The sequence below is a fragment of the Mesorhizobium sp. M0768 genome (genome assembly GCF_040320195.1).
Classification (GTDB): domain Bacteria; phylum Pseudomonadota; class Alphaproteobacteria; order Rhizobiales; family Rhizobiaceae; genus Mesorhizobium.
The window spans coordinates 1-20,024 of the sequence record NZ_JAMYPD010000021.1 but is presented as its reverse complement, the minus strand read 5'-3'; the positions used below and the strand labels follow the sequence as shown (position 1 = coordinate 20,024).

23 protein-coding genes, 1 tRNA gene and 1 pseudogene are annotated in these 20,024 nt (G+C 62.5%); 13 read left to right on the top strand and 12 right to left on the bottom strand.

All coding sequences use genetic code 11. The annotated features are described in order from the left end of the window. Positions 1–61 precede the first annotated feature (61 nt). Positions 62–679: a hypothetical protein gene (locus tag NKI08_RS23435; protein ID WP_352772490.1), complete on the top strand. Its 618-nt coding sequence runs from the start codon at positions 62–64 to the stop codon at positions 677–679. A 78-nt stretch (positions 680–757) separates the two neighbouring features. Here the strand turns inward: NKI08_RS23435 and NKI08_RS23430 are convergent, their stop codons facing one another. Continuing rightward, positions 758–1,702, bottom strand: a complete 945-nt coding sequence (locus NKI08_RS23430) for a metallophosphoesterase family protein (protein ID WP_352772636.1) — start codon at positions 1,700–1,702, stop codon at positions 758–760. Positions 1,703–1,755: 53 nt separating this feature from the next. Here NKI08_RS23430 and NKI08_RS23425 point away from each other — a divergent pair, with 53 nt between their 5' ends. Beyond that, positions 1,756–2,256 (top strand): NUDIX domain-containing protein, encoded by a 501-nt coding sequence (locus NKI08_RS23425; RefSeq protein ID WP_352772487.1) that lies wholly within the window; start codon positions 1,756–1,758, stop codon positions 2,254–2,256. A 1-nt stretch (position 2,257) separates the two neighbouring features. Here the strand turns inward: NKI08_RS23425 and NKI08_RS23420 are convergent, their stop codons facing one another. Next, entirely contained in the window at positions 2,258–3,247 is a 990-nt protein-coding gene (locus NKI08_RS23420; protein ID WP_352772484.1) for a glutathione S-transferase family protein, read from the bottom strand. 281 nt (positions 3,248–3,528) lie between these two features. Between NKI08_RS23420 and NKI08_RS23415 the strand changes: the two genes are divergently transcribed. From NKI08_RS23415 to NKI08_RS23400, 4 genes are all read left to right on the top strand, one after another. Next, complete coding sequence (locus tag NKI08_RS23415) at positions 3,529–4,083, top strand: GNAT family N-acetyltransferase (protein ID WP_352772481.1); 555 nt, start codon at positions 3,529–3,531, stop codon at positions 4,081–4,083. A gap of 63 nt (positions 4,084–4,146) precedes the next feature. Further along, positions 4,147–4,908, top strand: coding sequence for a 3-hydroxyacyl-CoA dehydrogenase (locus NKI08_RS23410; protein WP_352772478.1), 762 nt, complete (start codon positions 4,147–4,149; stop codon positions 4,906–4,908). 16 nt (positions 4,909–4,924) lie between these two features. Beyond that, entirely contained in the window at positions 4,925–5,686 is a 762-nt protein-coding gene (locus NKI08_RS23405; protein WP_352772475.1) for a HugZ family pyridoxamine 5'-phosphate oxidase, read from the top strand. A 173-nt stretch (positions 5,687–5,859) separates the two neighbouring features. Next, positions 5,860–6,198: an ArsR/SmtB family transcription factor gene (locus NKI08_RS23400; RefSeq protein WP_023679553.1), complete on the top strand. Its 339-nt coding sequence runs from the start codon at positions 5,860–5,862 to the stop codon at positions 6,196–6,198. A gap of 72 nt (positions 6,199–6,270) precedes the next feature. Here the strand turns inward: NKI08_RS23400 and NKI08_RS23395 are convergent, their stop codons facing one another. Continuing rightward, complete coding sequence (locus tag NKI08_RS23395) at positions 6,271–7,275, bottom strand: L,D-transpeptidase (RefSeq protein ID WP_352683861.1); 1,005 nt, start codon at positions 7,273–7,275, stop codon at positions 6,271–6,273. 311 nt (positions 7,276–7,586) lie between these two features. Here NKI08_RS23395 and NKI08_RS23390 point away from each other — a divergent pair, with 311 nt between their 5' ends. Beyond that, positions 7,587–8,384 carry a TrmH family RNA methyltransferase gene (locus NKI08_RS23390; RefSeq protein ID WP_352683859.1) on the top strand — a complete coding sequence of 266 codons (798 nt, stop codon included), beginning with the start codon at positions 7,587–7,589 and terminating at the stop codon, positions 8,382–8,384. A 137-nt stretch (positions 8,385–8,521) separates the two neighbouring features. Here NKI08_RS23390 and NKI08_RS23385 read toward each other — a convergent pair whose 3' ends face one another. Together NKI08_RS23385 and NKI08_RS23380 are read right to left on the bottom strand one after the other, a co-directional pair. Beyond that, the gene (locus NKI08_RS23385; RefSeq protein WP_352772473.1) at positions 8,522–9,688 is read right to left on the bottom strand and encodes a coiled-coil domain-containing protein; all 1,167 of its coding nucleotides are present in this window, start codon (positions 9,686–9,688) and stop codon (positions 8,522–8,524) included. A gap of 147 nt (positions 9,689–9,835) precedes the next feature. Next, on the bottom strand, positions 9,836–10,417 hold the full coding sequence (locus NKI08_RS23380; RefSeq protein ID WP_023679557.1) for a DUF1134 domain-containing protein: 582 nt from the start codon (positions 10,415–10,417) through the stop codon (positions 9,836–9,838). Positions 10,418–10,757: 340 nt separating this feature from the next. On the opposite strand from NKI08_RS23380, the gene chpT reads away from it, so the two are divergent. Both chpT and NKI08_RS23370 read left to right on the top strand, forming a co-directional pair. Then, positions 10,758–11,387, top strand: a complete 630-nt coding sequence (chpT, locus tag NKI08_RS23375) for a histidine phosphotransferase ChpT (protein WP_352452917.1) — start codon at positions 10,758–10,760, stop codon at positions 11,385–11,387. A 238-nt stretch (positions 11,388–11,625) separates the two neighbouring features. Next, positions 11,626–11,994 carry a response regulator gene (locus NKI08_RS23370; RefSeq protein ID WP_352772470.1) on the top strand — a complete coding sequence of 123 codons (369 nt, stop codon included), beginning with the start codon at positions 11,626–11,628 and terminating at the stop codon, positions 11,992–11,994. 105 nt (positions 11,995–12,099) lie between these two features. Here NKI08_RS23370 and ctrA read toward each other — a convergent pair whose 3' ends face one another. Continuing rightward, entirely contained in the window at positions 12,100–12,795 is a 696-nt protein-coding gene (gene ctrA / locus NKI08_RS23365) for a response regulator transcription factor CtrA (RefSeq protein ID WP_006203583.1), read from the bottom strand. Between the two features lie 450 nt (positions 12,796–13,245). Between ctrA and NKI08_RS23360 the strand changes: the two genes are divergently transcribed. Next, entirely contained in the window at positions 13,246–13,623 is a 378-nt protein-coding gene (locus NKI08_RS23360) for a flagellar export protein FliJ (protein ID WP_023719275.1), read from the top strand. A 61-nt stretch (positions 13,624–13,684) separates the two neighbouring features. Here the strand turns inward: NKI08_RS23360 and NKI08_RS23355 are convergent, their stop codons facing one another. Next, the gene (locus NKI08_RS23355; protein WP_352683855.1) at positions 13,685–14,080 is read right to left on the bottom strand and encodes a winged helix-turn-helix transcriptional regulator; all 396 of its coding nucleotides are present in this window, start codon (positions 14,078–14,080) and stop codon (positions 13,685–13,687) included. A 173-nt stretch (positions 14,081–14,253) separates the two neighbouring features. On the opposite strand from NKI08_RS23355, the gene NKI08_RS23350 reads away from it, so the two are divergent. Then, positions 14,254–15,093 carry an NADP-dependent oxidoreductase gene (locus tag NKI08_RS23350; protein ID WP_502899660.1) on the top strand — a complete coding sequence of 280 codons (840 nt, stop codon included), beginning with the start codon at positions 14,254–14,256 and terminating at the stop codon, positions 15,091–15,093. Between the two features lie 57 nt (positions 15,094–15,150). Here NKI08_RS23350 and sciP read toward each other — a convergent pair whose 3' ends face one another. Then, a complete protein-coding gene (gene sciP, locus NKI08_RS23345; protein WP_023679563.1) occupies positions 15,151–15,426 on the bottom strand; it encodes a CtrA inhibitor SciP in 276 nt (91 codons plus the stop codon). Between the two features lie 261 nt (positions 15,427–15,687). Here sciP and mnmA point away from each other — a divergent pair, with 261 nt between their 5' ends. Continuing rightward, a complete protein-coding gene (gene mnmA, locus NKI08_RS23340; RefSeq protein ID WP_352772467.1) occupies positions 15,688–16,878 on the top strand; it encodes a tRNA 2-thiouridine(34) synthase MnmA in 1,191 nt (396 codons plus the stop codon). A gap of 13 nt (positions 16,879–16,891) precedes the next feature. On the opposite strand, the gene NKI08_RS23335 is transcribed toward mnmA, so the two are convergent. Next, on the bottom strand, positions 16,892–17,851 hold the full coding sequence (locus NKI08_RS23335) for a Gfo/Idh/MocA family protein (protein WP_352772464.1): 960 nt from the start codon (positions 17,849–17,851) through the stop codon (positions 16,892–16,894). A gap of 236 nt (positions 17,852–18,087) precedes the next feature. Here NKI08_RS23335 and NKI08_RS23330 point away from each other — a divergent pair. Next, a tRNA-Met gene (locus NKI08_RS23330) sits at positions 18,088–18,164 on the top strand. Here the strand turns inward: NKI08_RS23330 and NKI08_RS23325 are convergent. The 3 genes and pseudogenes from NKI08_RS23325 to NKI08_RS23315 all read right to left on the bottom strand — a co-directional run. Then, on the bottom strand, positions 18,121–19,590 hold the full coding sequence (locus NKI08_RS23325; protein ID WP_352772633.1) for a recombinase family protein: 1,470 nt from the start codon (positions 19,588–19,590) through the stop codon (positions 18,121–18,123). The two genes, NKI08_RS23330 and NKI08_RS23325, sit on opposite strands and share 44 nt — an antisense overlap. Continuing rightward, positions 19,524–19,745, bottom strand: a complete 222-nt coding sequence (locus NKI08_RS23320) for a recombinase family protein (protein ID WP_352772461.1) — start codon at positions 19,743–19,745, stop codon at positions 19,524–19,526. The genes NKI08_RS23325 and NKI08_RS23320 overlap by 67 nt, the downstream gene beginning before the upstream one ends. A 24-nt stretch (positions 19,746–19,769) precedes the next feature. Beyond that, positions 19,770–20,024, bottom strand: a pseudogene (locus NKI08_RS23315) (hypothetical protein); the annotation flags it as partial.

Sequence of the window (20,024 nt, the reverse complement as noted above, 5' to 3'; positions counted from 1 at the left end):
AAGTGCATTTTGCCGGCGGCTGTGTTAATTCGGTGTTAACCAAACCCGCGAGGCAACGCCGATGAAGGACGCAGGCGAGAACATCACCCAGATCGATCAGTCGCGAAAACTGTCCGATGCCATTCGCGACGTCAAAAACGCCTTCGCCGACCGCGACGACGTCGTCGTCGACATGCGCGAAGCGCATCGCATGCGGCTCGATCTGCTTGCCGCCGAACTCGCGTCGGTCTTCGCCGACGTGCCCACCGACATGGACAGTTTCGACTTCGCCGTCTCGTCCGGCCTGCAGCCACGGCTGTGGATCGACGCCGTCAGCCATGTCGCCATGGGACGCGACCGTCGCACCTACCGCTTTCTCAAGGACACGCGCATTGGCCGCGTCGTCCTCGCCGAATCGACCGACATGAAGGTCGTTGCCGACCAGGTGACGCGCTATGTCGCCGAGCGCGTTGTCGAACGCCAGAGAATGATGGAAGGCGGCATCGAGCAAGCCGTCGCCGGCCTGAAACGCGCCCTGGTGGCGGAGGCCGAGCCGCCGCTGCAGATCGCTGCGCGCAGCAACGGCTGGTCGGCGTTCTTTTCCGGCCTCGGCCTGATCGCCGCCGGCGCCCTGGTCGGCCTGGCGATTTCGCTCGTACTGTTCTGGGACCGCATCGTCGCGATGAAAATCAGCTTCTAAAAAGCCGTTCAGCGTTTCACGGAGACGCTGAACCGCTCTATCTCTATGTTTTGACGCAACTCCGGACCGAAAACCGCTTCACACTTTTCCTGGAACTGCTCTGGCCATCGACGCCTCGGCCCCCACGCCAAGCTCCATTGTCTGCAGGTCGCTGGGCGGCAATGCCGGCCCGGTCAGGCCGCGGCGCGTCAGCCTGATCCGCCAATTGTCCTTTTCACCGTCGATGTCGAGCAGATTGTATTGCGCCGGCGCATGCGAACTGCCGGGCGCCTGCCCCGCCGCGGCGACCCCGACCACCGGAATTTTGATCTTGCGGGCGCCGATGAAGAACATCGACGGCACATGCGAATGGCCGTGCAGCACAAGCTCGGCACCATGCCGGTGAAGAACCTTGTGGAAGCGCGAGATGCCGAACAGCCGCTTGTTCTGCGAAACGGCGCCGCGCACCGGCGGGTGGTGGATCATGATCACCCGGAACAGGCCGCGTTTGCCCGTGGCGTCGAGCATGCCGCGCAGCCGTTCCGCCTGGCCCTCCAGAAAGAAGCCGTTGGCCATGAACGGAGCCGTGGCGCGCGCCGTCGAGACGCCGACCAACGCAACATTGCCGCGTACGCGCAGATACGGAAAGGTGTTGCGGTCGACCGGCGTATTGACGCCGTCGCCGGTCATCCAGGCCGCCCACGACCGGCAGGTCTTGTCGAAGGCGCCCGGCACATAGGCATCATGGTTTCCCGGCACGACCGACACGTCGTTGGGCGAGCCCAACGTCTCCAGCCAGTGCTTGGCCATCTCGAGCTCACCGTCGAGCGCCAGATTGACCAGGTCGCCGGTGATGGCGAGATGGTCCGGCCCGCTGGCCTTCATGTCGGCGACGATCGTGTCGATGACGGCATCATGCATGTAGCGGCGGCGGTTGCGCTGCCAATTGACGTAACCGACCACGCGCTTGGAGGCGAGATCGCGATAGGTTACATCGGGAAGCGGCCCCAGATGGACATCGGAAATATGCGCGAGCCTGAACATCTTTTCTTCATAGGCGAGGCGCGCGCGGCTTTCCACTCACGGTTTCGCTGACGATGACGACGCCAGATCCGGAGCAAGCCCTGCGTCAGACCGGCTGGCCGGGCTTCAGGGCAAGGCTGTTTCACCTGTATTTCGTACTGCGGCGGCCGATGACGCTCGGCGTGCGCGGCTTGATCCACGACCGCCCCTCCAATTCCGTCTTCCTCATCCGCCACACCTATGTCCCGGGCTGGCACCTGCCCGGCGGTGGCGTCGAGTTGGGCGAGACGATGATCGAAGCGCTGACACGCGAACTCTTCGAGGAAGGCAACATCGCGCTGACCGGACCGCCGGTGCTGAAATCCCTGCATTTCAACCGCCGCGCCAGCCGCCGCGACCATGTCGGCCTCTATCTGGTCGAGGAGTTCGACCAGCCAAGCCCTAAGCTGCCCGACCGCGAGATCGCCGAAGCCGGCTTCTTCTCGCTCGACCGCTTGCCGGTGGGCACGACACCGGCAACTTTGCGGCGGATTGCCGAGGTTTTTGATGGCGCGGCGATATCGCCCTACTGGTAGATCACGCCGCCTCCCTGAACCTGTCCCGGTCATGCGGCGCGCCGTAGTCCAGCTCCGGCCCGACCGGCACGATGCGCGTCGGGTTGATGGTCTCGTGGCTGCCGTAATAATGCGCCTTGATGTGGTGCAAATTCACCGTGCCGGCGACGCCCGGCACCTGGTAGAGATCGCGCAGGTAATTCGACAGGTTCGGATAGTCGGCGATGCGGCGCAGATTGCACTTGAAATGGCTGACATAGACCGGGTCGAAGCGGACCAGTGTCGTGAACAGCCGCCAGTCCGCCTCGGTGATGCGGCCGCCGACGAGATAGCGCTGCCTTGACAGACGGTTCTCCAGCGTGTCGAGCGCCGAGAACAATTCGCCGAACGCCTCCTCGTAGGCTGCCTGCGTGGTGGCGAAGCCGGCACGGTAGACGCCATTGTTGACCGCGGGATAGACCAGCGCATTGATCGCATCGATCTCGCCGCGCAACGGTTGCGGATAAAAATCGAGCCTGGCATCGCCCCATTCGTCGAAGGCCGAATTGAGCATGCGGATGATCTCGGAGGATTCGTTGGAAACGATGGTCTGCTCGCGTTTGTCCCACAGCACCGGAACGGTGACCCGGCCCGAATAGCCGGGATCGGCCCTGGTGTAGATCTGGTGCAGGAAATCGAGGCCGTACAGCGTATCGCCGGTGGCGCCGTCCTCGGCCACGAACGTCCAGCCGTCGGCGCCCATGAAATGATGGACGACCGAGACGGAAATCACGTCCTCGAGTTTTTTGAGCACGCGAAAGATCAGCGTCCGATGCGCCCACGGGCAGGCGAGCGAGACATAGAGGTGATAGCGGCCGGGCTCGGCCTTGAAGCCGCGTTTTCGCCCTTCGGCCGGCGTGCCGTCGCGGGTCACCCAGTCGCGCCACTGCGACTGTGCCCGCACGAACCTGCCGCCGCTCTCCCCGCTATCGTGCCAGCGGTCCTGCCATTGGCCTTCGACTAGCAATCCCATGCAATATCCTTTCGCGTTCCTGCTCGATGTAGGGCACCAAGCGGCGCCGCGGAAATCCCCGATGCTGAACAGATCGTCAACGGCTGCGTCGTCGAGTGCGCGTCGGCTGCGCGGGCCGATTGCGGCGGCTGAAAATTGGTGCTAGCGGACATCCGCATGTTCGACTTTGCCATGATCCGGTTCGACCGACGACGAAAGAGCGCCCGCGCTTGATGAAGCGCTGACTGGCGAACGCTGCCGCTTGCAGCAAACCTTTCCTCGCATACCGGAACGCAAAGACCATGAGCCTTGCCGACTTGAAATACCTGGCCGACGTGAAATACCTGCCGGAAACTCCGGCGCACGATCCTGAAATCGAAGCCATCAATGACGAGGCCTTCGGGCCAGGTCGTTTCGTGCTCGCCGCCTACAAGATCCGCCAAGGTGGCCCGCATGAACGGGCTTTGTCCTTCGTGGCCGTCGATGGCACAATCGTCGTCGCCTCGGTACGGATGACGCGCATCGCCGCCGGCGCTGGCCGCGCGCTGATGCTCGGGCCGCTCGCTGTTCGGCCGGCCTTCAAAAATTTCGGCATCGGCCGCCGGCTGGTGGCAATCGCGCTGGAAGCCGCCGCCAAGGCCGGCGCGCCGGCGGTGATGCTGGTCGGCGACGAACCCTACTACGGCCCGCTCGGCTTCATAAGGCTGGGGCGCGGACAGATCTCGATGCCGCGTCCGGTCGACCCCGACCGGCTTTTGGCGCACGAGATCGTGCCTGGCGCGTTGGCGAGGCTGGCGGGCGAGGTTTGCCACGCCGACCAGGCAAGGGTTGCCGCGCACATCGCCGCGATGGCATGACCGTGCCGGTGCTGTCGCACGGTGGCTTGGCGGCATAGTCTGGGCACGGAGGAGGACGTCGAGATGAACCCGAACGGCCAGATTGCGATCGTCACCGGTGGCGGCTCCGGCCTTGGCGAGGCGACGGCGCGCGCTCTTGCCGCCGGCGGCGCCAGGGTTGCCGTCCTCGATCTCGGTATCGAGCGTGCGGCCAAGGTGGCGGCTGACATCGGCGGCATCGCCGTCCGATGCGATGTGAGCGACGCCGAGAGCGGTGCCGCCGCAGTCGCGGAAGTCGCGGCAAAACTTGGCGGACCGCGCATCCTGGTCAATTGCGCCGGCACCGTTGTCGGCATGAAGACGATCGGCAAGGACGGACCGCATCCGCTCGATCAATACCGCAAGGTGATCGAGGTCAATCTGATCGGCACCTTCAACATGATCCGCCTAGTCGCCGACCGGACCGCCAGGCTCGAACCGCTGCAGGGCGGCGAGCGCGGCGTCATTATCAACACCGCATCGGTCGCAGCCTATGACGGCCAGATCGGCCAGGCCGCCTATTCCGCGTCCAAGGCCGGCGTCGTCGGCATGACGCTGCCGGTGGCGCGCGATCTCGCCCGCTCCGGCATTCGCGTCTGCACCATCGCACCCGGCATCTTCAGGACGCCGATGATGGCCGGCATGCCGCAGGAGGTGCAGGATTCGCTCGGCGCCGCTGTGCCCTTCCCTTCCCGTTTGGGCGAGCCTTCGGAATACGCGGCACTTGCCTTGCACATCATCGAGAACCAGATGCTCAACGGCGAGACCATTCGCCTCGACGGCGCCATCCGCATGGCGCCGAAATAAATGCGACGGTGATGCCTTGGACGAACCCAGGAAAGACGTGATCCGCGCGACCGATACCGAGGCGATCAGGCTGGCAAAGACGCTGATCCGCAGCGCCCGTTTCGGCGCGTTGGCAGTGCTCGAACCAGGAACCGGTTCGCCGCTGGCCAGCCGGGTCGGCGTCGCCACAGACATCGACGGCACGCCATTGATCCTGGTATCGATGCTGTCCGCCCATACCGGCGCCATCCTTGCCGACCCGCGCTGCTCGTTGCTCGTCGGCGAACCCGGCAAGGGCGATCCGCTGGCGCATCCGCGATTGACGCTCGTCTGCCGCGCCGTGCGGCTCGAACGCAGATCGAACGAACGCGCCCGCGCCGAGCGGCGCTACCTCAACCGCAACCCCAAGGCAAAACTCTATGCCGGGCTCGGCGACTTCTCGATCTTCCGGCTCGAACCGGAGCGCGCCAGCCTGAACGGCGGCTTCGGCAAGGCCTATCTGCTCGACCGCACCGATCTGGTCGCGACGGGAGCGATCGTCGAAGAGCTTGCCGCCGGGGAGCAATCGGCGCTCGACCACATGAACGCCGACCATCTCGATGCGATTGCCCTCTACGCAAGTCATTTCGGCGGGGCCGAGAGTGACGGCTGGATCGTCACCGGGTTCGACGCCGACGGGATGGATCTCATATCGGGCGACAATGTCTGTCGGGTTTTCTTCCCCGAGCCGCTGAGAGCGGCGCGCGACCTCAGGCCTGTCCTGGTTGACATGGCCAAGGCGGCCCGATCGGCAAATTAATCACAGCCGCACAGTTAATCGGCTTGCGTGGAAAGCAAGCCTTGAGATTTGAGCGAAATGTTCTACCTTTGCGAGTGACGCTGAATCGCTGGCGTGCATCTATAGGGAAAGTCTATGGAATCCGACGCTATTGCCCCCATAGCGGCGGATGAGCAAGAAGGCATGGGGGATCTATGGTCTCGAACAAACTAGTCGCCAACGCCGGAACCGCGGCTGCGTTTCTGACGCTGATGGGCAACGAAAAACGTTTGTTGATCATGAGCTATCTGGCCGAGGGCGAGATGTCGGTCGGCGCCATAGCCGAGAAGGTATCGCTCAGCCAATCCGCCCTGTCACAGCATCTGGCCAAGCTCAGGGCTTCCGACCTTGTCGAGACCCGCCGCGACCGGCAAATGATCTATTATTCCTGCAAGTCCGCGGCCGTGCGCGAATTGCTGCACATGCTGGACGGCATTTTCGGCGAAGGTGAACTGTCGCAGATGGCTCACCGGCTGCGTCGCGCCGGGACCTGAGCGGCCGAGGCGGAGAATGCCCCGCCAAATCCGCTTTGCTGCCAAGTCCGCTTTGCTGCCAAGTCCGCTTTGCTACTGAACGCGCTCGTCGGCGGCCTGCGCAATCTCGTCCTTGAACTCGACCTTCGTGCCCGGCTGCACCATGGAGGCAAGGTCTTCGGCATCCCAATTGGTCAACCGGATGCAGCCATGCGAAAAGGTCGTGCCGATCTTGCCCGGTTCGGGCGTGCCGTGGATGCCGTAGCTTTCGATGGAGAGATCGATCCAGACCGATCCCACGGGGTTGTTCGGCCCGGCAGCGATGGTGAAGGGCCGCTTGGTCTTGACTCCCTTGAAAGCGAAGTCCGGATCGTAATGATAGGTAGGGTTGTGCACCACCCGCCTGACCTCCGCCATGCCGCTTGGCGCCGGCTTCTCCTCGCTCCCAATCGAGGCGGGGTAGACCGCCAGCCATTTGCCGGCACGGTCGAGCACACGCACCAGGCGAGCGCCCTTGTCGACCTCGACGGTGGCGACGCCGGCGGGAGGGTCGCCTCTGCCGACGTCAGGCACCACCAACGTCCTGCCTGGTTTCCTGAGGCTGGTGCCCGCATTGAGCATTCGCAGCAATTGGTCGCTGACGTGGAAGCGCTCGGCCAACCTCTCCACCGCATTGCGGTAGCCGAGCCGCCGCAAGCGGGCCATCCTCTCCAAGCGAGCCGGAATACGCCTGGTGAAAGGTCCGCGCACATCCTTGCGCATCACCTCATAGGTCACCAGCACCGGCCTGGCGGAGGTTGCGATGAGTTTGCTCCAGGTTTGTGGACTGAGCTTGCCCTCGGGCGGAAGTCCGTTTGCCGCCTGAAACGCGGCGACGGCCTTGGCGAAGTTCTGGGAAAGGCGCCCGTCGATCAGGCCCGGCGAGAAGCGGGCCCGATCCAGAAGGATCTGCGCCTTCAGCAGCATCGGATCGACACCCTTCGGTTCGCCGATAGTGAATTGGGCCTGATTGACGGTGGCTGGATCGAGCTTGGCCGCGCGAGCCACGCCGCATGCGAGGGCAAGCGTGGCGGCAAAGACGAGGAGGAGCCTGATCATCGATGTCCTCCCAGGACCGCAGCAGGAGCCCGCTTCTATGACGCGGCATGGCCCTGTGTGGTTCCTTCGCCCATCGAAATTCTGCATTGAAGCGGCTTGGCCGAAGAGCCGTGCCGCGGAAATCAAATATCGCCGTGCCGCCAGGAGGCCAGGCAGGGCGTCTCCGCCCGGCGCCTAGTGATTGGATTTGACCGTTAGAACGGCGTGCATCCATTTGGACGCTGAGATACGGTCAGAGCTTCGGATCCGGCATCATGCCTTCCGAATCCGAATCCCGATTCGCGGCCGACGCCAGGTCCGCCGAGGAAGCCATGAATCCGATCCGCATAGACGACCCGCAGGATCCTCGCGTCGCCGCCTATCTCGACATCCGGGAGCGAGATCTTGCCGGCCGGCAAGGCCGTTTCGTCGCCGAAGGCAAGGTGGTGCTCGACACGCTGCTTGCCGCCCGGCGCTTCGAGGCAGAATCGGTGCTGGTGCTCGAGAACCGGCTGGCCGGCCTCGATGACGTCCTGCGCAAGGCGCCTGCCGGGCTTCCGATCTATGTCGCACCCGGCGAAGTCATGGACAGGATTGCCGGATTCCACATGCATCGCGGCATATTGGCGATCGGCCGCAAGGGCGCGGCCGTCTCCGCTGAAGCTTTGCTCGGCGCACTGCCCGCCCGCGCGCTGATCGTGGTGCTGGTCGGTATCGCCAATCATGACAATATGGGATCGATCTTCCGCAATGCCGCCGCCTTCGGCGCGGATGCCGTGCTTCTCGATCCGACCTGCTGCGATCCGCTGTACCGCAAGGCAATCCGCGTCTCGGTGGGCGCGGCCTTGAAAGTCCCCTTCGCCTGCTTTGCCGATACCGCCGGCTGCACCGCAATGCTCGACCGGCAAGGCTTCAGTCAATTCGCCTTGTCGCCGCGCGGGCAGATCGACATTCGCGATGCCAAGAGAAACGAGCGGCTGGCGCTCTATCTCGGCACCGAGGGCGAAGGCCTGCCGGAAAGCCTGCTTGCCCGCCTGCAGACGCTGCGGATCGGTATGGCGCAGGGCTTCGACAGCCTGAACGTCGCCGCCGCGTCAGCCATCGCGCTTCATCATTTTTCCGGAGCCTAATGCATGTCGCGCAAAAGTGTGCAGCGGTTTTGCGATAACGACATGCATCAAACAAGAACTTAAAGCGCGTCCGATGAGGCCGGTCGAATGCGACGTGCTTTAGAGCCGGGGCGCCCCGCGCTTGCGCTTGCGGAATCTCAGTCGGTCGAAGCGGCCTTCTGCAGCGCCCGCACCCGATCGGCAAGGCTGCGTCCGCCGCTCCCCTGCCGCGTATCCTCAGGCGCTGCAAGCGCCCGGGCGATCGGTGAATCCGGCCCGTCGAGCTTTGCCGTCAAGGCCACGACTTGCGCCGCCAGATCGTTCATCTCTTCACGCAATGCCGCGCTGGCGCGGCCGGTATCGTCTCCGGCCTGTGATTTCGGCGTTTCAGAGGCGGCAAGGTCCGCCTTCAGCCGCCTGTTCTCGCGTGCCAGCGATGTCAGCCTGGCCTCCAGCCGCTCGCGTTCGGCATCGAGCTTGGCGGTTGCCTTTTCGATCTCGTCGCCGTTGGCGGTCCCGCTGACCTGGCTGCCTCGCACCCCGGCAAGGCGCACCGCAGGCGGGCTTTCAGCTCCTTTCGGCTTTTCGCGAAGGCGCACCAGTTCCTTTTCGCGGCGCTCCAGCCTGTCCTCGCGATCGGCCAGCGAGGCGAGCAGGCGTTCGACCTTCTTTTCCAGGTCGCCGGTTCTTTTCTTCTCGGCCTTCAGCGCGTCCCGCAAAACCTTGCTTTCGGCTGCCAATTCCTGGCTGCGCCTGTCCGCCTCCTTGCGCTGGCCGCGCAGCAGCGAAATGTCGCTTGCCAACTTCTGCAGCTCGGATTCGCGCGCCACCAGCTCGATCTGCCGGCTGCTGGATGAAAAACTGGCGTCGTCATACATGTGCTCCAGTTTCCGCAGTTCGAGCCCGCGCTTTTCGAGGGCGCGCTCGGTCTCCGCAAGCCGTTCCGACAGCTGCTGCAGCTGCTCATCGCGCTTGCGAAGCTCCTCGCCCCTGGCTGTAAGATCGGCGACGACCCGGTTCTTGTCCTGTCGCTCGGCCGCCAATTCCTTCAGGGCTTCGCGGTCGCGGCCGATCTCGACCAGCTGCTCGGCGGCCTTCTCGCGCAATGATTTGACGGTCATTTCAAGCCGGCGCACCGAAACGGCGAACTCGGCGCGGACGCGATCCTTGTCCGCCTGGATCTCGGCCAGCGTCAACGGCATCGAGCCCTCGACGCGCTTGCGCGTCAGCGCCACCGCCCGCCGCCACACGGCCGGAGCAATCATCAGCGCCAGAAAGCCCGCGCAGAGAAAGCCGAGAACAAAGAACAGGATCGACTGGACCAAGATGACTATCCGTTGTGCATGGCAACCGCCAAAGGTCGACTTTGCCATCTTCGCATGACGGAAATCCGGCGCCACGGCAAGAGTATGCCGCGGCAAAGCTCAGACCGTGGGATCACAGCTCCAATCGCAGTGGCGCCATCATGCAGGTCAGAACGGATTCCAGGTCGCGCGCTGGGTGAGCTTGAGGTAGCCGAGATTGACGCCGAGACGAGCGCCGACGCCGGTACGGATCGGCACGAGCAGCACATTGTTGTTCTTCAGCACGTTGAAGCCGACGCCGGCGACGACATAGGCGGAGCCGGCGACGCCGCCAAAACGATTATAGAGGCTGCTCACATCGTCGAGATTGTAGACCAGCATCATGACGCGCGAGCCCTCGCCGCCGAAATCCCAGCCGAGCGACGGGCCTTGCCAGAACACTTTGTGGTCGCCGGCATTCTTGGTGTAGAGCGTGCCTTCGCCATAGGTCAGGCCACCGATCAGCGCCCCGGACCCCTCTTCGCCGAGCAGATAGCCGTTCGGCAGGCCATAGGTGGCGAAAATCTTCTCGACGACGGTGGCGAGCCCGCCCGATGTAGCGCCGAAGAATTTATGACCGGAATCGACGATCTCCTGCGCGGTGTATTCCTGCGCCCGCGCCGCCGATGCCGAAAAGGCGACAAGGCCGATGAGCGCGATCGTCATTGAGATGACACGGAAAAAAGTCCGGTCGTAGAATCGGGAAACCATGCTTCCAATCTCCGTCAGGGAGCACTTTCGCCGACGCCTCGCACCCGTACGGCTCTTTGGCGGCCGTTAAGGATGACTGTTAGGGGCAAACTATGCCGTAATCCTTTTTCAACCATTAAACTCCCACATGAAGATGGCGGTTCGAAGGCTGTTTTCACATCGCCCGCGCAGCACCCTGCTGCGTGAACACGCCATTTTCGACAATCATGATTTCGGATTTGTTGCTGCACGCACAAGCGCTGTGTATTCAGAATGCTTGGGAGAGAGCGTGATTCGTGTGGACAGGCGTGATCATGATCGCCCGGTCATTGTGTTGTGAAATTTGCAGGGATTTTTGCCGATGGCCGAGCTTTTCACCCTTTCCGCACCCGATCTGGCAGCGCTGCTGTGCAGCCGGGTCTGCCACGACATCATTTCGCCGGTCGGTGCCATAAACAACGGGCTTGAGCTGCTCGACGAAGGCGGCGCCGACGAAGACGCCATGAAGCTGATCCGCCAAAGCGCCAAAAACGCCTCCGCCCGCCTGCAATTCGCCCGCATCGCCTTCGGTGCCGCCGGTTCCGCCGGCATGCTGATCGACACCGGGGACGCCGAGGCCGTGGCCATCGCCTTCCTGAAGAACGAGAAGCCGGAACTGATCTGGAACGGAACCCGCGCACTGTTGCCCAAGAACAAGGTCAAGCTGCTGCTCAATCTCATCCTCGTCGCTAACGCCGCCATTCCGCGCGGCGGCAGGCTGGTGGTCACGCTGGAGAACCTCGAGACCGAGCCGCGCTTTGCGCTCGCGGCGAGCGGCCCGATGCTGCGCGTGCCGCCCAAATTCCTGGAATTGCATTCCGGCCACAGGCCGGAAGAGCCGATCGACGCGCATTCGGTGCAGCCCTATTACACGCTGCTCCTGGCCCGCGAAGCCAACATGACGATTTCGATCCATGCGACCGCCGACGAGATCGTCCTTTCCGCAGCCTGAAGTTCTCCTAAAGAGCGGGGAAAGTATTTTTCTCAAGTCATATTTGCGGCGTTGTCCTAACATCTGTGGGCGGGCTTGCGGATTGATTGCGTGAAGCATTGCGAAAGAAGATTTCACTTAAAACACCTTCAGGAAAATTTTACCTAACGGCTTTTCGGCTTCTTTACCAGATCGGCCTATGTTCCCCGGCAGATGCCACGACGCTGCCGGTTCGCCGCATGGCAAAGAGGGTCCCGGAATGAAACGCTGCATGTTCGTCGACAATTCGAGCGTCATCAGGAAGGTCGCAAGGCGTATCCTGGGCGGTTCCGGCATGATGGTGATCGAAGCCGCCAGCGGCCACGAGGCGATCGAGATGTGCGCGGCCGACATGCCTGATATCATCGTCATCGACGGCGCCTTGCCGGACATGCAGGCGCAGGACCTCATCCGCCGCCTGCGCGCCATGGAAAGCCCGGTATTGCCGCAGGTTTTGATTTCGCTGGTCGAGGTCGATGTCGGGGCGATCATGCGGGCAAAACGAGCCGGCGCCCAGGGCTACCTGCTGAAGCCGTTCAACCGGCCGCAACTGCTCGAGTGCTTCCGCGCCTTGAAGATTGCCGCCTGATCAGAGCTGTTCCATTCCGACGAAAATCGGATCGGCTCTATCTTGTTGTTTTGCCGGGTTCTTTTCCGAAAAAATCGGCGCCCACCTTGGGATCACGCCCCTAGTTCAGGCGCTGACGCGGATATCTTCGGGCTCACGCAGCACATAGCCGCGGCCCCAGACGGTCTCGATGTAATTCTGCCCGCCAGACGCGGCGTCAAGCTTCTTGCGCAGCTTGCAGATGAAGACGTCGATGATCTTCAGCTCCGGCTCATCCATGCCGCCATAGAGATGGTTGAGGAACATTTCCTTGGTCAGCGTGGTGCCCTTGCGCAGCGAGAGCAGTTCCAGCATCTGATATTCCTTGCCGGTCAGATGCACGCGCTGGCCACCGACCTCAACGGTCTTGGCATCGAGATTGACCACCAGGTCGCCGGTGGTGATGACCGACTGGGCGTGGCCCTTGGAACGCCGCACGATGGCATGGATGCGGGCGACCAGTTCGTCCTTGTGAAAGGGCTTGGTCATGTAATCGTCGGCGCCGAAGCCGAGGCCGCGCACCTTGTCCTCGATGCCGGCCATGCCGGAGAGGATGAGGATCGGCGTCTTCACCTTGGACAGGCGAAGTGTTCTCAAAACTTCATAGCCCGACATGTCGGGGAGATTGAGGTCGAGGAGAATGATGTCGTAATCGTAAAGCTTGCCTAGATCGACGCCCTCTTCGCCAAGGTCGGTCGTATAGACATTGAAACTTTCCGATTTCAGCATCAGCTCGATGCTTTGTGCGGTTGCACTGTCGTCTTCTATCAGCAGAACGCGCATTTCATTCCCCTTTTCTGCTGCCGGACCATTTCACGACCCGTCCAGGACCGGAGCAGTGATTGCCTGAGCAGAGGCTGCCATCGAATGGTTAATAAAACCTAATTCCCCGTCCATGACGGTATCAGATTTTTTAACCCCTTTCTACACCTTGTTGAATCCAATAACGAATCACAGACCCAAACCGTTAATGCAGCACATTAATAAGCCAGACTAAGCGACTCTTCGGACTCGTTGGCCGGGTTTCCCGACGAGAAGCAGAATTTTTACCCGCCCTTAAGTCCTGAGCCGTATGATTAACAATGCCCGTAAACGAATGGTTACCGCCGGCAAAAAACTTTAGGAGTTTGTTTCCCATAGTTCGGGGAAAGCCGGTGGAAACGGGTCAAGCCTGGGCCTTGCCGGGTGAATTGGACGATATGTGCAGGTGTGCGTTTCCGGGAGTACCGAATCATGAAGTCACGTGAAAACCTCGTTCGGCTGAAGCAATTTCAGGTGAGCGAGAAGCGGCGGCAGCTGCTGCAGCTCGACATGATGATCGCCGAATTCGAGCGCATGGCCGTCGAGCTGGAACTTCAGATTGCTGCCGAAGAGAAGAAGGCCGGCATCACCGACATCAATCACTTTGCTTATCCGACCTTCGCCAAGGCGGCACGTCTGCGCCGCGACAACCTTAGAAATTCGCAAAGCGACCTCGCCCAGCAGCGAAATGTCGCCGAATCATTGCTGAGCGAAGCCGAAGCGGAGCTTTCCAAGGCCGAGATGCTGGAATCGCGCGACACCAAGGCGCGCGACACGGAAGCCGGCGGCCGCAGCGCCATGATCGGCTGAAAACAAGACTCTAACGCGCGTCGCGCTTGTGCGCTATTGCTGCGCACCGACTGTGCCCGCCTCAGGCATCCAGATCTACTTGCTGTTCCGCCGCCCGTGCGCGCGCATTTTTGATGTCGGGCACATGCTGCTCCGACCAGGCTCTGATCTGATTGAGCAGTCCTGCCAGGTTCTGGCCAAGTTCGGTCAGCTCATATTCGACACGCGGCGGAATGACCGGGAAAACCTCGCGCCGCACAAGCCCGTCGCGTTCCAGGATACGCAGCGTCTGCGTCAGCATTTTCGGCGTGATGCCTTCGAGCTTGCGCGCCAATTCGCCGTTGCGGAGCCGGCCCCGGCGCAGCGCACAGATCACCAGGTAGACCCATTTGCTGGCGAGCGTCTCGAGCACGGCGTGTGACGGGCACGACCGCCGAAAGGCGTCATAGCCAAAAGGGGAAACATCTTCACTATCCATGAGGTGCGTATATATCAAAAAGGTACATACTAGACAAGAGAAAATAACTATCCAAATGATAGTGTCACATCAAAACCAGCAGGAGAGCCTTCCATGCGTGCCATTATCCAGAATTCCTTCGGCGGACCCGACGTCCTCGTCATTGCCGATCGCCCCGCCCCGAGGCCGGCGAAGTGCTCGTCCGCATCGAGGCGGCCGGCATCAACCCGGTCGATGGCGCAGTGCGCGGCGGCCACTATCCGCTGCTTGGCGAGCCGCCTTTTGTCCTTGGCTGGGATGTTTCGGGGACTGTCGAGGCGCTGGGCTCCGGCGTCTCCGGCCTCAAGGTCGGCGATGCCGTGTTCGGCATGCCGCGCTTTCCCAAACAGGCGGCAGCCTACGCCGAACTCGCCGCTGTCCCGGCTGATGAGCTTGCGCCGAAACCTGAAGGCATAGATCACGCGCAAGCCGCCGCGCTGCCGCTGGCCGGCCTGACGGCCTGGCAAGGCCTTGTCCGCCATGGCCGGCTCGATTCTGGCAAGCGCGTGCTGATCCACGCCGGAGCCGGCGGCGTCGGCCACCTGGCGGTGCAGATCGCCAAGGCGCACGGCGCTTACGTCGTCGCGACCGCCAGCCCGGAAAAGCTCGATTTCGTCCGCTCGCTCGGCGCCGACGAGGTGATCGACTACACAAGGGACGATTTCACCGCGAAGGCCCGCGACATCGATCTGGTTCTGGACCCGTTCGGCGGCGTGCATGCGGAGCAATCACTGAAAGTGCTCACGGCCGGCGGCGTTCTGGTGTCGCTGCTCGATGTCAGCGATGCCACCAAGGCAAAGGCCAGGACGCGAGGCATCCGCGTCGAGCGCATGTCCGTAGTGCCCGACCGTGCCGCTCTGGTGGAGCTCGGCAAATTGATCGACGCGAAAAAGCTGGCCGTCCACGTGGCAAAGGCGTTTCCGCTCGAACAGGCCGGTGCCGCCCATGCCTTTCTCGCCACCAGGCCGATCGGCAAGGTGGTGCTGACGGTCTGAAATTGCAGATCGTCGACCCTCGCAGACGTAAGGGCGCTGATCAGCGCCCTTATCGGCCTAATGCCGGTATTGCTGGATGCGCGTGGTGCGCAGGCCGGCAAGGCCGTATTCGTCGATCGACGCTTGCCAGGACAGGAATTCCTCGGTGGTGAGCTTGTAGCGCTGGCATGCCTCTTCGAGGCTCAAAAGCCCGCCACGCACCGCCGCCACCACTTCCGCCTTGCGCCGGATAACCCAGCGACGTGTGTTCGTCGGCGGCAGATCGGCGATGGTAAGTGGGCTGCCGTCCGGCCCGATAACATATTTGACTCGCGGTCTAATTAGATCGGTCATCGTACTCTCTACAAAAAACTCAAAGACCCAATCCCCACCACATTACCGCCACAGCTTTAAAATTTGCCTAAGCAGACCCTAATGGTTAGGTAAGGATCATGAACGCGGCGTTAGCCTTTTCATCGGCATTTGAAACATCTGCCGGCAAGCGCATTGAACCCGGCAGGAAAAATGAGCCGGCCCGGCAAAGCTGGCGCAGCCGAGACGCTTGACCTATATTCCGGCCATTGGCATTGAAGCGCCGCGCAGAACGAAAGAACCATGAACAGCCTCGATCTTCCCGGACGCCCCGAAAACACCCGCGTCGTCGTCGCCATGTCGGGCGGTGTCGATTCGTCGGTCGTTGCCGGCCTCCTGAAGCGCGAGGGCTACGACGTCGTCGGTGTCACGCTGCAGCTTTATGACCACGGCGCGGCAACGCACCGGGCCGGCTCATGCTGCGCCGGCCAGGACATCGACGATGCCCGCCGCGTCTCCGAGACGCTCGCCATCCCGCATTACGTCCTCGATTACGAGGAGCGCTTCCGCAAGGCGGTGATCGACCCGTTCGCCGAGAGCTATGTCGCCGGCGAAACGCCGATCCCTTGCGTTTCCTGCAATCAGACGGTGAAATTCGCCGACCTTCTTGCGACCGCCAAGGAACTCGGCGCCGACGCGCTGGCGACCGGCCACTACATCCGTTCCGGCGCCAATGGCGCCCACCGCGCTCTTTACCGGCCGGTCGACGCCGACCGCGACCAGAGCTACTTCCTGTTCGCCACCACCCAGGCACAGATCGACTATCTGCGTTTTCCGCTCGGCGGCCTGTCGAAGCCTGAGGTTCGCGCCATCGCCGAGGAGATGGGACTGACGGTTGCGGCCAAGCAGGACAGCCAGGACATCTGCTTCGTGCCGCAGGGCAAGTATTCCGGCATCATCGCCAAGCTGAAGCCGGCTGCCGCCAATCCGGGCGACATCGTCCATATAGACGGGCGCGTGCTTGGCCGCCACGAGGGCATTTTGCGCTACACCGTCGGTCAGCGCCGCGGCATCGGCATCGCCTCGGGCGAGCCGCTCTACGTCGTTCATCTCGACGCCGACCGGGCCCGCGTCGTCGTCGGCCCGCGCGAGGCGCTGGAGACCCACAAGATCTTCTTGCGCAACATGAACTGGCTGGGCGATGGCCCGCTGACCGCTATCCCGGCGGCCGGGCTTGAGCTTTTCGCCAAGGTGCGCTCGACGCGGCCGCCGCGCCCGGCCGTGCTGCATCACCGCGCCGGTGTCACTTCGGTGGAACTGGTAGACGGCGAATCCGGCATCGCGCCCGGTCAGGCTTGCGTGCTCTATTCCGACGATGGCAACGAGGCGCGCGTGTTCGGCGGCGGCTTCATCGAGCGCTCCGAGCGCGGCGCGGAGGCCGAGGCGATGCTGACGCGGCTTGCCGTCCAGCCGGCGCGGGTTCCCGCCGAATAGACGGCGTTTTCTCTTAGGGCCTTGTATGGGCGACGGTGCCCGCGGTCAGGATGCGCAGCACGCGGATGGCCTCCTCGCCGCTGGTGCGCGGTTCGGCCCGCGTCTCGATGCAGTGGATGAAATGCTCCAGCTCGCGCGTCAGCGGCATGCCCTCACCGACCGCGACATAGGACGGCTCGTTGGCGGTGAACGCCCATCGGCCGCTATCCTGCCACACCGCGTGGCGATAGACGGCAAGCTTGCGCTCCCACGGCTCGACATCGTCGAACACCGCCATCGCCTTGGTGCCGACAACGGTCAGCCGCCGTTCGCGGTAAGGATTGAGCCGCGAGGCGAACAGATGGCCGCGCAGGCCGTTGGGAAAGCGCATGTGCAGATGCGCAAAGTCGCTGAGATTGTCGAGAAGAGCGGCGCCTTCGCCGCGCACTTCGACCGGTTCGGTGCCGGTGATGGCCAGGATCATCGACAGATCGTGCGGCGCCAGGTCCCATAGCGCGTCGTTTTCGGTGTGGAACTTGCCGAGGCCGAGCCGATGCGAATGGATGTAGCGGACTTCGCCGAGTTCGCCATTGTCGATCAGCGCCTTCAGCGTCTCGAAGGCGGGATGAAAGCGCAGTACGTGGCCGACCATGAAGACACGGCCATTATCGGCGGCCGCCTGCACCGAGCGTTCGGCATCGGCCACCGTCAGCGCGATCGGCTTCTCCACCAGCACGTCCTTGCCGCCGAGCACGGCGCGCACCGCCATGTCGGCATGGAACTGCGGCGGCAGCGCCATGACGATGGCGTCGACATCGTCGCGGGCAAACAGCGCCTCCGGCTCTATCGCCAGGCAATCCTGCTCGCTGGCAAAACCCTCCGCGCGCGCGGGGTTGACGTCCGAAACCGCATGCAGCGCGCCGAGCGCCTTTAGGGTGCGGATGTGGTTGCTGCCCCAGTATCCGCAACCGAGGACTGCAATGCGCGGTTTCATCAATTCATGACCATGACTTTCGTGGCCGAGACATAGCGACGTGCCTCGCTGAACTCAACCCCGGCCTGTGCGCCCAAATGTCTGCCCGGCAAAGCTTTCGGCGCCAGCAATATGCCGGCGCGGCAGCCACTTCGATGCTTGACAGGCTTGGCCTCGCAACCTTATATCCGCGCGACCTTGGCGAACGCGCCGATATGCCTGCCGATTTAAGCTGGATTTCGGGCCTTCGCCGCCCTGGCGGGGTAGCTCAGTTGGTTAGAGCACGGGAATCATAATCCTGGGGTCGGGGGTTCAAGTCCCTCTCCCGCTACCATCACTGCAGCGTTAAGCGCCTCTCCCGGCTTGCGATTTGGCAGGTTGAGAAGCTCAGCCAGCGCACCGCGGACTTTCAGCTCAACCTGTCCCCTACCCTCCGTCGGTATGATCTCGATCCCCGTGACCAGCGAGCGGATGATCCTCGCCGCCTCGTGCCGCTCACACTCATCGGATTGCAACGCGTCCTGGAGCTCGGATACTTGCCGACGGTAAACCGTCACCGCTGCCGGATGAAACTCTACAATGCTTTCTGCGGCCGCCATCGCCTGTAGTTCTCGAGCTAGATTCTCCTTTTCGCGCTCGAGGTCCAGCAGCTTCGATTTCATGCTTGTCGTCGCGACACCGTCAGCGATGGCATCGACGATGTTAGCGATCTGCCTGTCGATGCCGGCATGCCGCCTTTCGACTTCCCTTTGCCGCTCGCGGTTCATGGCGTTCAGTCGCTTATGCTCAGCATGATATTCAGCAAGGAAACCCGCAATGGCATCCGGCGCCAGCAAGCGCCGCTGGATGCCTTCAAGCACACGCTTCTCAAGCTCGCCAACACGGATCGTCCTGTTATTGGTACAAGTGCCTTTCTCACGGTGCGCGGCACAAGCAAGCTGGTCTCTGTTCTTCACCGTATAGGAAGCGCCACAGCGGCCGCACCGCACAAGCCCCGAGAACATGTGCTTCGGCCGTCGGCGGTGATGGAGCTTCATGCCTCCATAAAGTTTCTTGCGGGCTTGCACCGCATCCCACAGTTCATCGTCGATGATACGCAGATGCGGCACTTCAACGACCTGCCAGGTTTCCGGCAGATTCGGCCGCGAGATGCGCTTCCCAGTCTCAGGATCTTTGCGCATTTGGAGACGATTGAAGACGAGCAGCCCGATATAGGCTTCGTTGTAGAGAAAGCCGCTTCTCCGCTTGAGATTGCCATTGATGGTCGAGGCGCCCCACGTACCCCCAAAGGGTGATGGGATACCTTCCTTGTTGAGCCCTGCAGCTATCGTGCGCGCCGATTGACCAGCAGCGAACTCCCGAAAAATCCGACGCACGACCTCGGCTTGATCCTCATCGATCTCGCGCAGACCGCGGATCGGTTCGCCGCGTTCATCGAGCTTTTTGACCACGCGATAGCCATAGGAGAGGCCGCCGGCGTTGTAGCCGTTCAATATGCGACCGCTTTGGCCCCGCCTGATCTTGGCGGCAAGATCGCGCAGGAACAACGCGTTCATCGTTCCTTTCAGGCCCACGTGCAGTTCGTCTACGGCGCCCTCAGAGAGAGTGACGATCCTGACACCTGCAAAGCGCAGCCGCTTGAAGAGGCCGGCTACGTCTTCCTGGTCGCGTGACAGGCGATCGAGTGCCTCGGTTAGAACAATCTCAAATTGCCCGCTTTGACCATCGGCGAGAAGCCGCTGGACGTCTGGTCGACGGATGATGCTTGAGCGGGTATCGCGGCATCGGCATATGTTCCAACGACAGTCCACCTCTCCCTGGCCGCGTGCTCCCGGCAAAGCCGCAGCTGATCCTCGATAGAGGCTTCGCGCTGGTTGTCGGATGAGTAACGTGCGTACAGCGCGACACGGGTCATGGACCGCTCCTCTGCCTCTCATTGCTATTGTCCGCCGCCGTCCCCATCCTCCCCTTCTGAAGGTGTTTTCTCAAGAGGATGAAGCTTGTTATCGTTGGCCGCCTGCAATTCCTCGAAATGCTCCCGAGCAACCCGCCGACCCAACAAACGGGCGATCGACAGGACGGCTCGTTCAACCATATCTCGTGCCGACATGTCAGCCCTGTAGTCGTGGCTTGCACTGTCGTTCCCAGGTTTGGCCTCGTCCACCATGGCATGCCCGCTCTTCTGTGTAGATCG

What these genes read in the sequence shown, in the direction of transcription:
- NKI08_RS23435 (WP_352772490.1), top strand. Translation starts at nt 62, where the DNA reads ATGAAGGACGCAGGCGAGAACATCACCCAGATCGATCAGTCGCGAAAA.
- NKI08_RS23430 (WP_352772636.1), bottom strand. Translation starts at nt 1,702, where the DNA reads ATGTTCAGGCTCGCGCATATTTCCGATGTCCATCTGGGGCCGCTTCCC.
- NKI08_RS23425 (WP_352772487.1), top strand. Translation starts at nt 1,756, where the DNA reads ATGACGACGCCAGATCCGGAGCAAGCCCTGCGTCAGACCGGCTGGCCG.
- NKI08_RS23420 (WP_352772484.1), bottom strand. Translation starts at nt 3,247, where the DNA reads ATGGGATTGCTAGTCGAAGGCCAATGGCAGGACCGCTGGCACGATAGC.
- NKI08_RS23415 (WP_352772481.1), top strand. Translation starts at nt 3,529, where the DNA reads ATGAGCCTTGCCGACTTGAAATACCTGGCCGACGTGAAATACCTGCCG.
- NKI08_RS23410 (WP_352772478.1), top strand. Translation starts at nt 4,147, where the DNA reads ATGAACCCGAACGGCCAGATTGCGATCGTCACCGGTGGCGGCTCCGGC.
- NKI08_RS23400 (WP_023679553.1), top strand. Translation starts at nt 5,860, where the DNA reads ATGGTCTCGAACAAACTAGTCGCCAACGCCGGAACCGCGGCTGCGTTT.
- NKI08_RS23395 (WP_352683861.1), bottom strand. Translation starts at nt 7,275, where the DNA reads ATGATCAGGCTCCTCCTCGTCTTTGCCGCCACGCTTGCCCTCGCATGC.
- NKI08_RS23390 (WP_352683859.1), top strand. Translation starts at nt 7,587, where the DNA reads ATGAATCCGATCCGCATAGACGACCCGCAGGATCCTCGCGTCGCCGCC.
- NKI08_RS23380 (WP_023679557.1), bottom strand. Translation starts at nt 10,417, where the DNA reads ATGGTTTCCCGATTCTACGACCGGACTTTTTTCCGTGTCATCTCAATG.
- chpT (WP_352452917.1), top strand. Translation starts at nt 10,758, where the DNA reads ATGGCCGAGCTTTTCACCCTTTCCGCACCCGATCTGGCAGCGCTGCTG.
- NKI08_RS23370 (WP_352772470.1), top strand. Translation starts at nt 11,626, where the DNA reads ATGAAACGCTGCATGTTCGTCGACAATTCGAGCGTCATCAGGAAGGTC.
- ctrA (WP_006203583.1), bottom strand. Translation starts at nt 12,795, where the DNA reads ATGCGCGTTCTGCTGATAGAAGACGACAGTGCAACCGCACAAAGCATC.
- NKI08_RS23360 (WP_023719275.1), top strand. Translation starts at nt 13,246, where the DNA reads ATGAAGTCACGTGAAAACCTCGTTCGGCTGAAGCAATTTCAGGTGAGC.
- NKI08_RS23355 (WP_352683855.1), bottom strand. Translation starts at nt 14,080, where the DNA reads ATGGATAGTGAAGATGTTTCCCCTTTTGGCTATGACGCCTTTCGGCGG.
- sciP (WP_023679563.1), bottom strand. Translation starts at nt 15,426, where the DNA reads ATGACCGATCTAATTAGACCGCGAGTCAAATATGTTATCGGGCCGGAC.
- mnmA (WP_352772467.1), top strand. Translation starts at nt 15,688, where the DNA reads ATGAACAGCCTCGATCTTCCCGGACGCCCCGAAAACACCCGCGTCGTC.
- NKI08_RS23335 (WP_352772464.1), bottom strand. Translation starts at nt 17,851, where the DNA reads ATGAAACCGCGCATTGCAGTCCTCGGTTGCGGATACTGGGGCAGCAAC.
- NKI08_RS23320 (WP_352772461.1), bottom strand. Translation starts at nt 19,745, where the DNA reads ATGACCCGTGTCGCGCTGTACGCACGTTACTCATCCGACAACCAGCGC.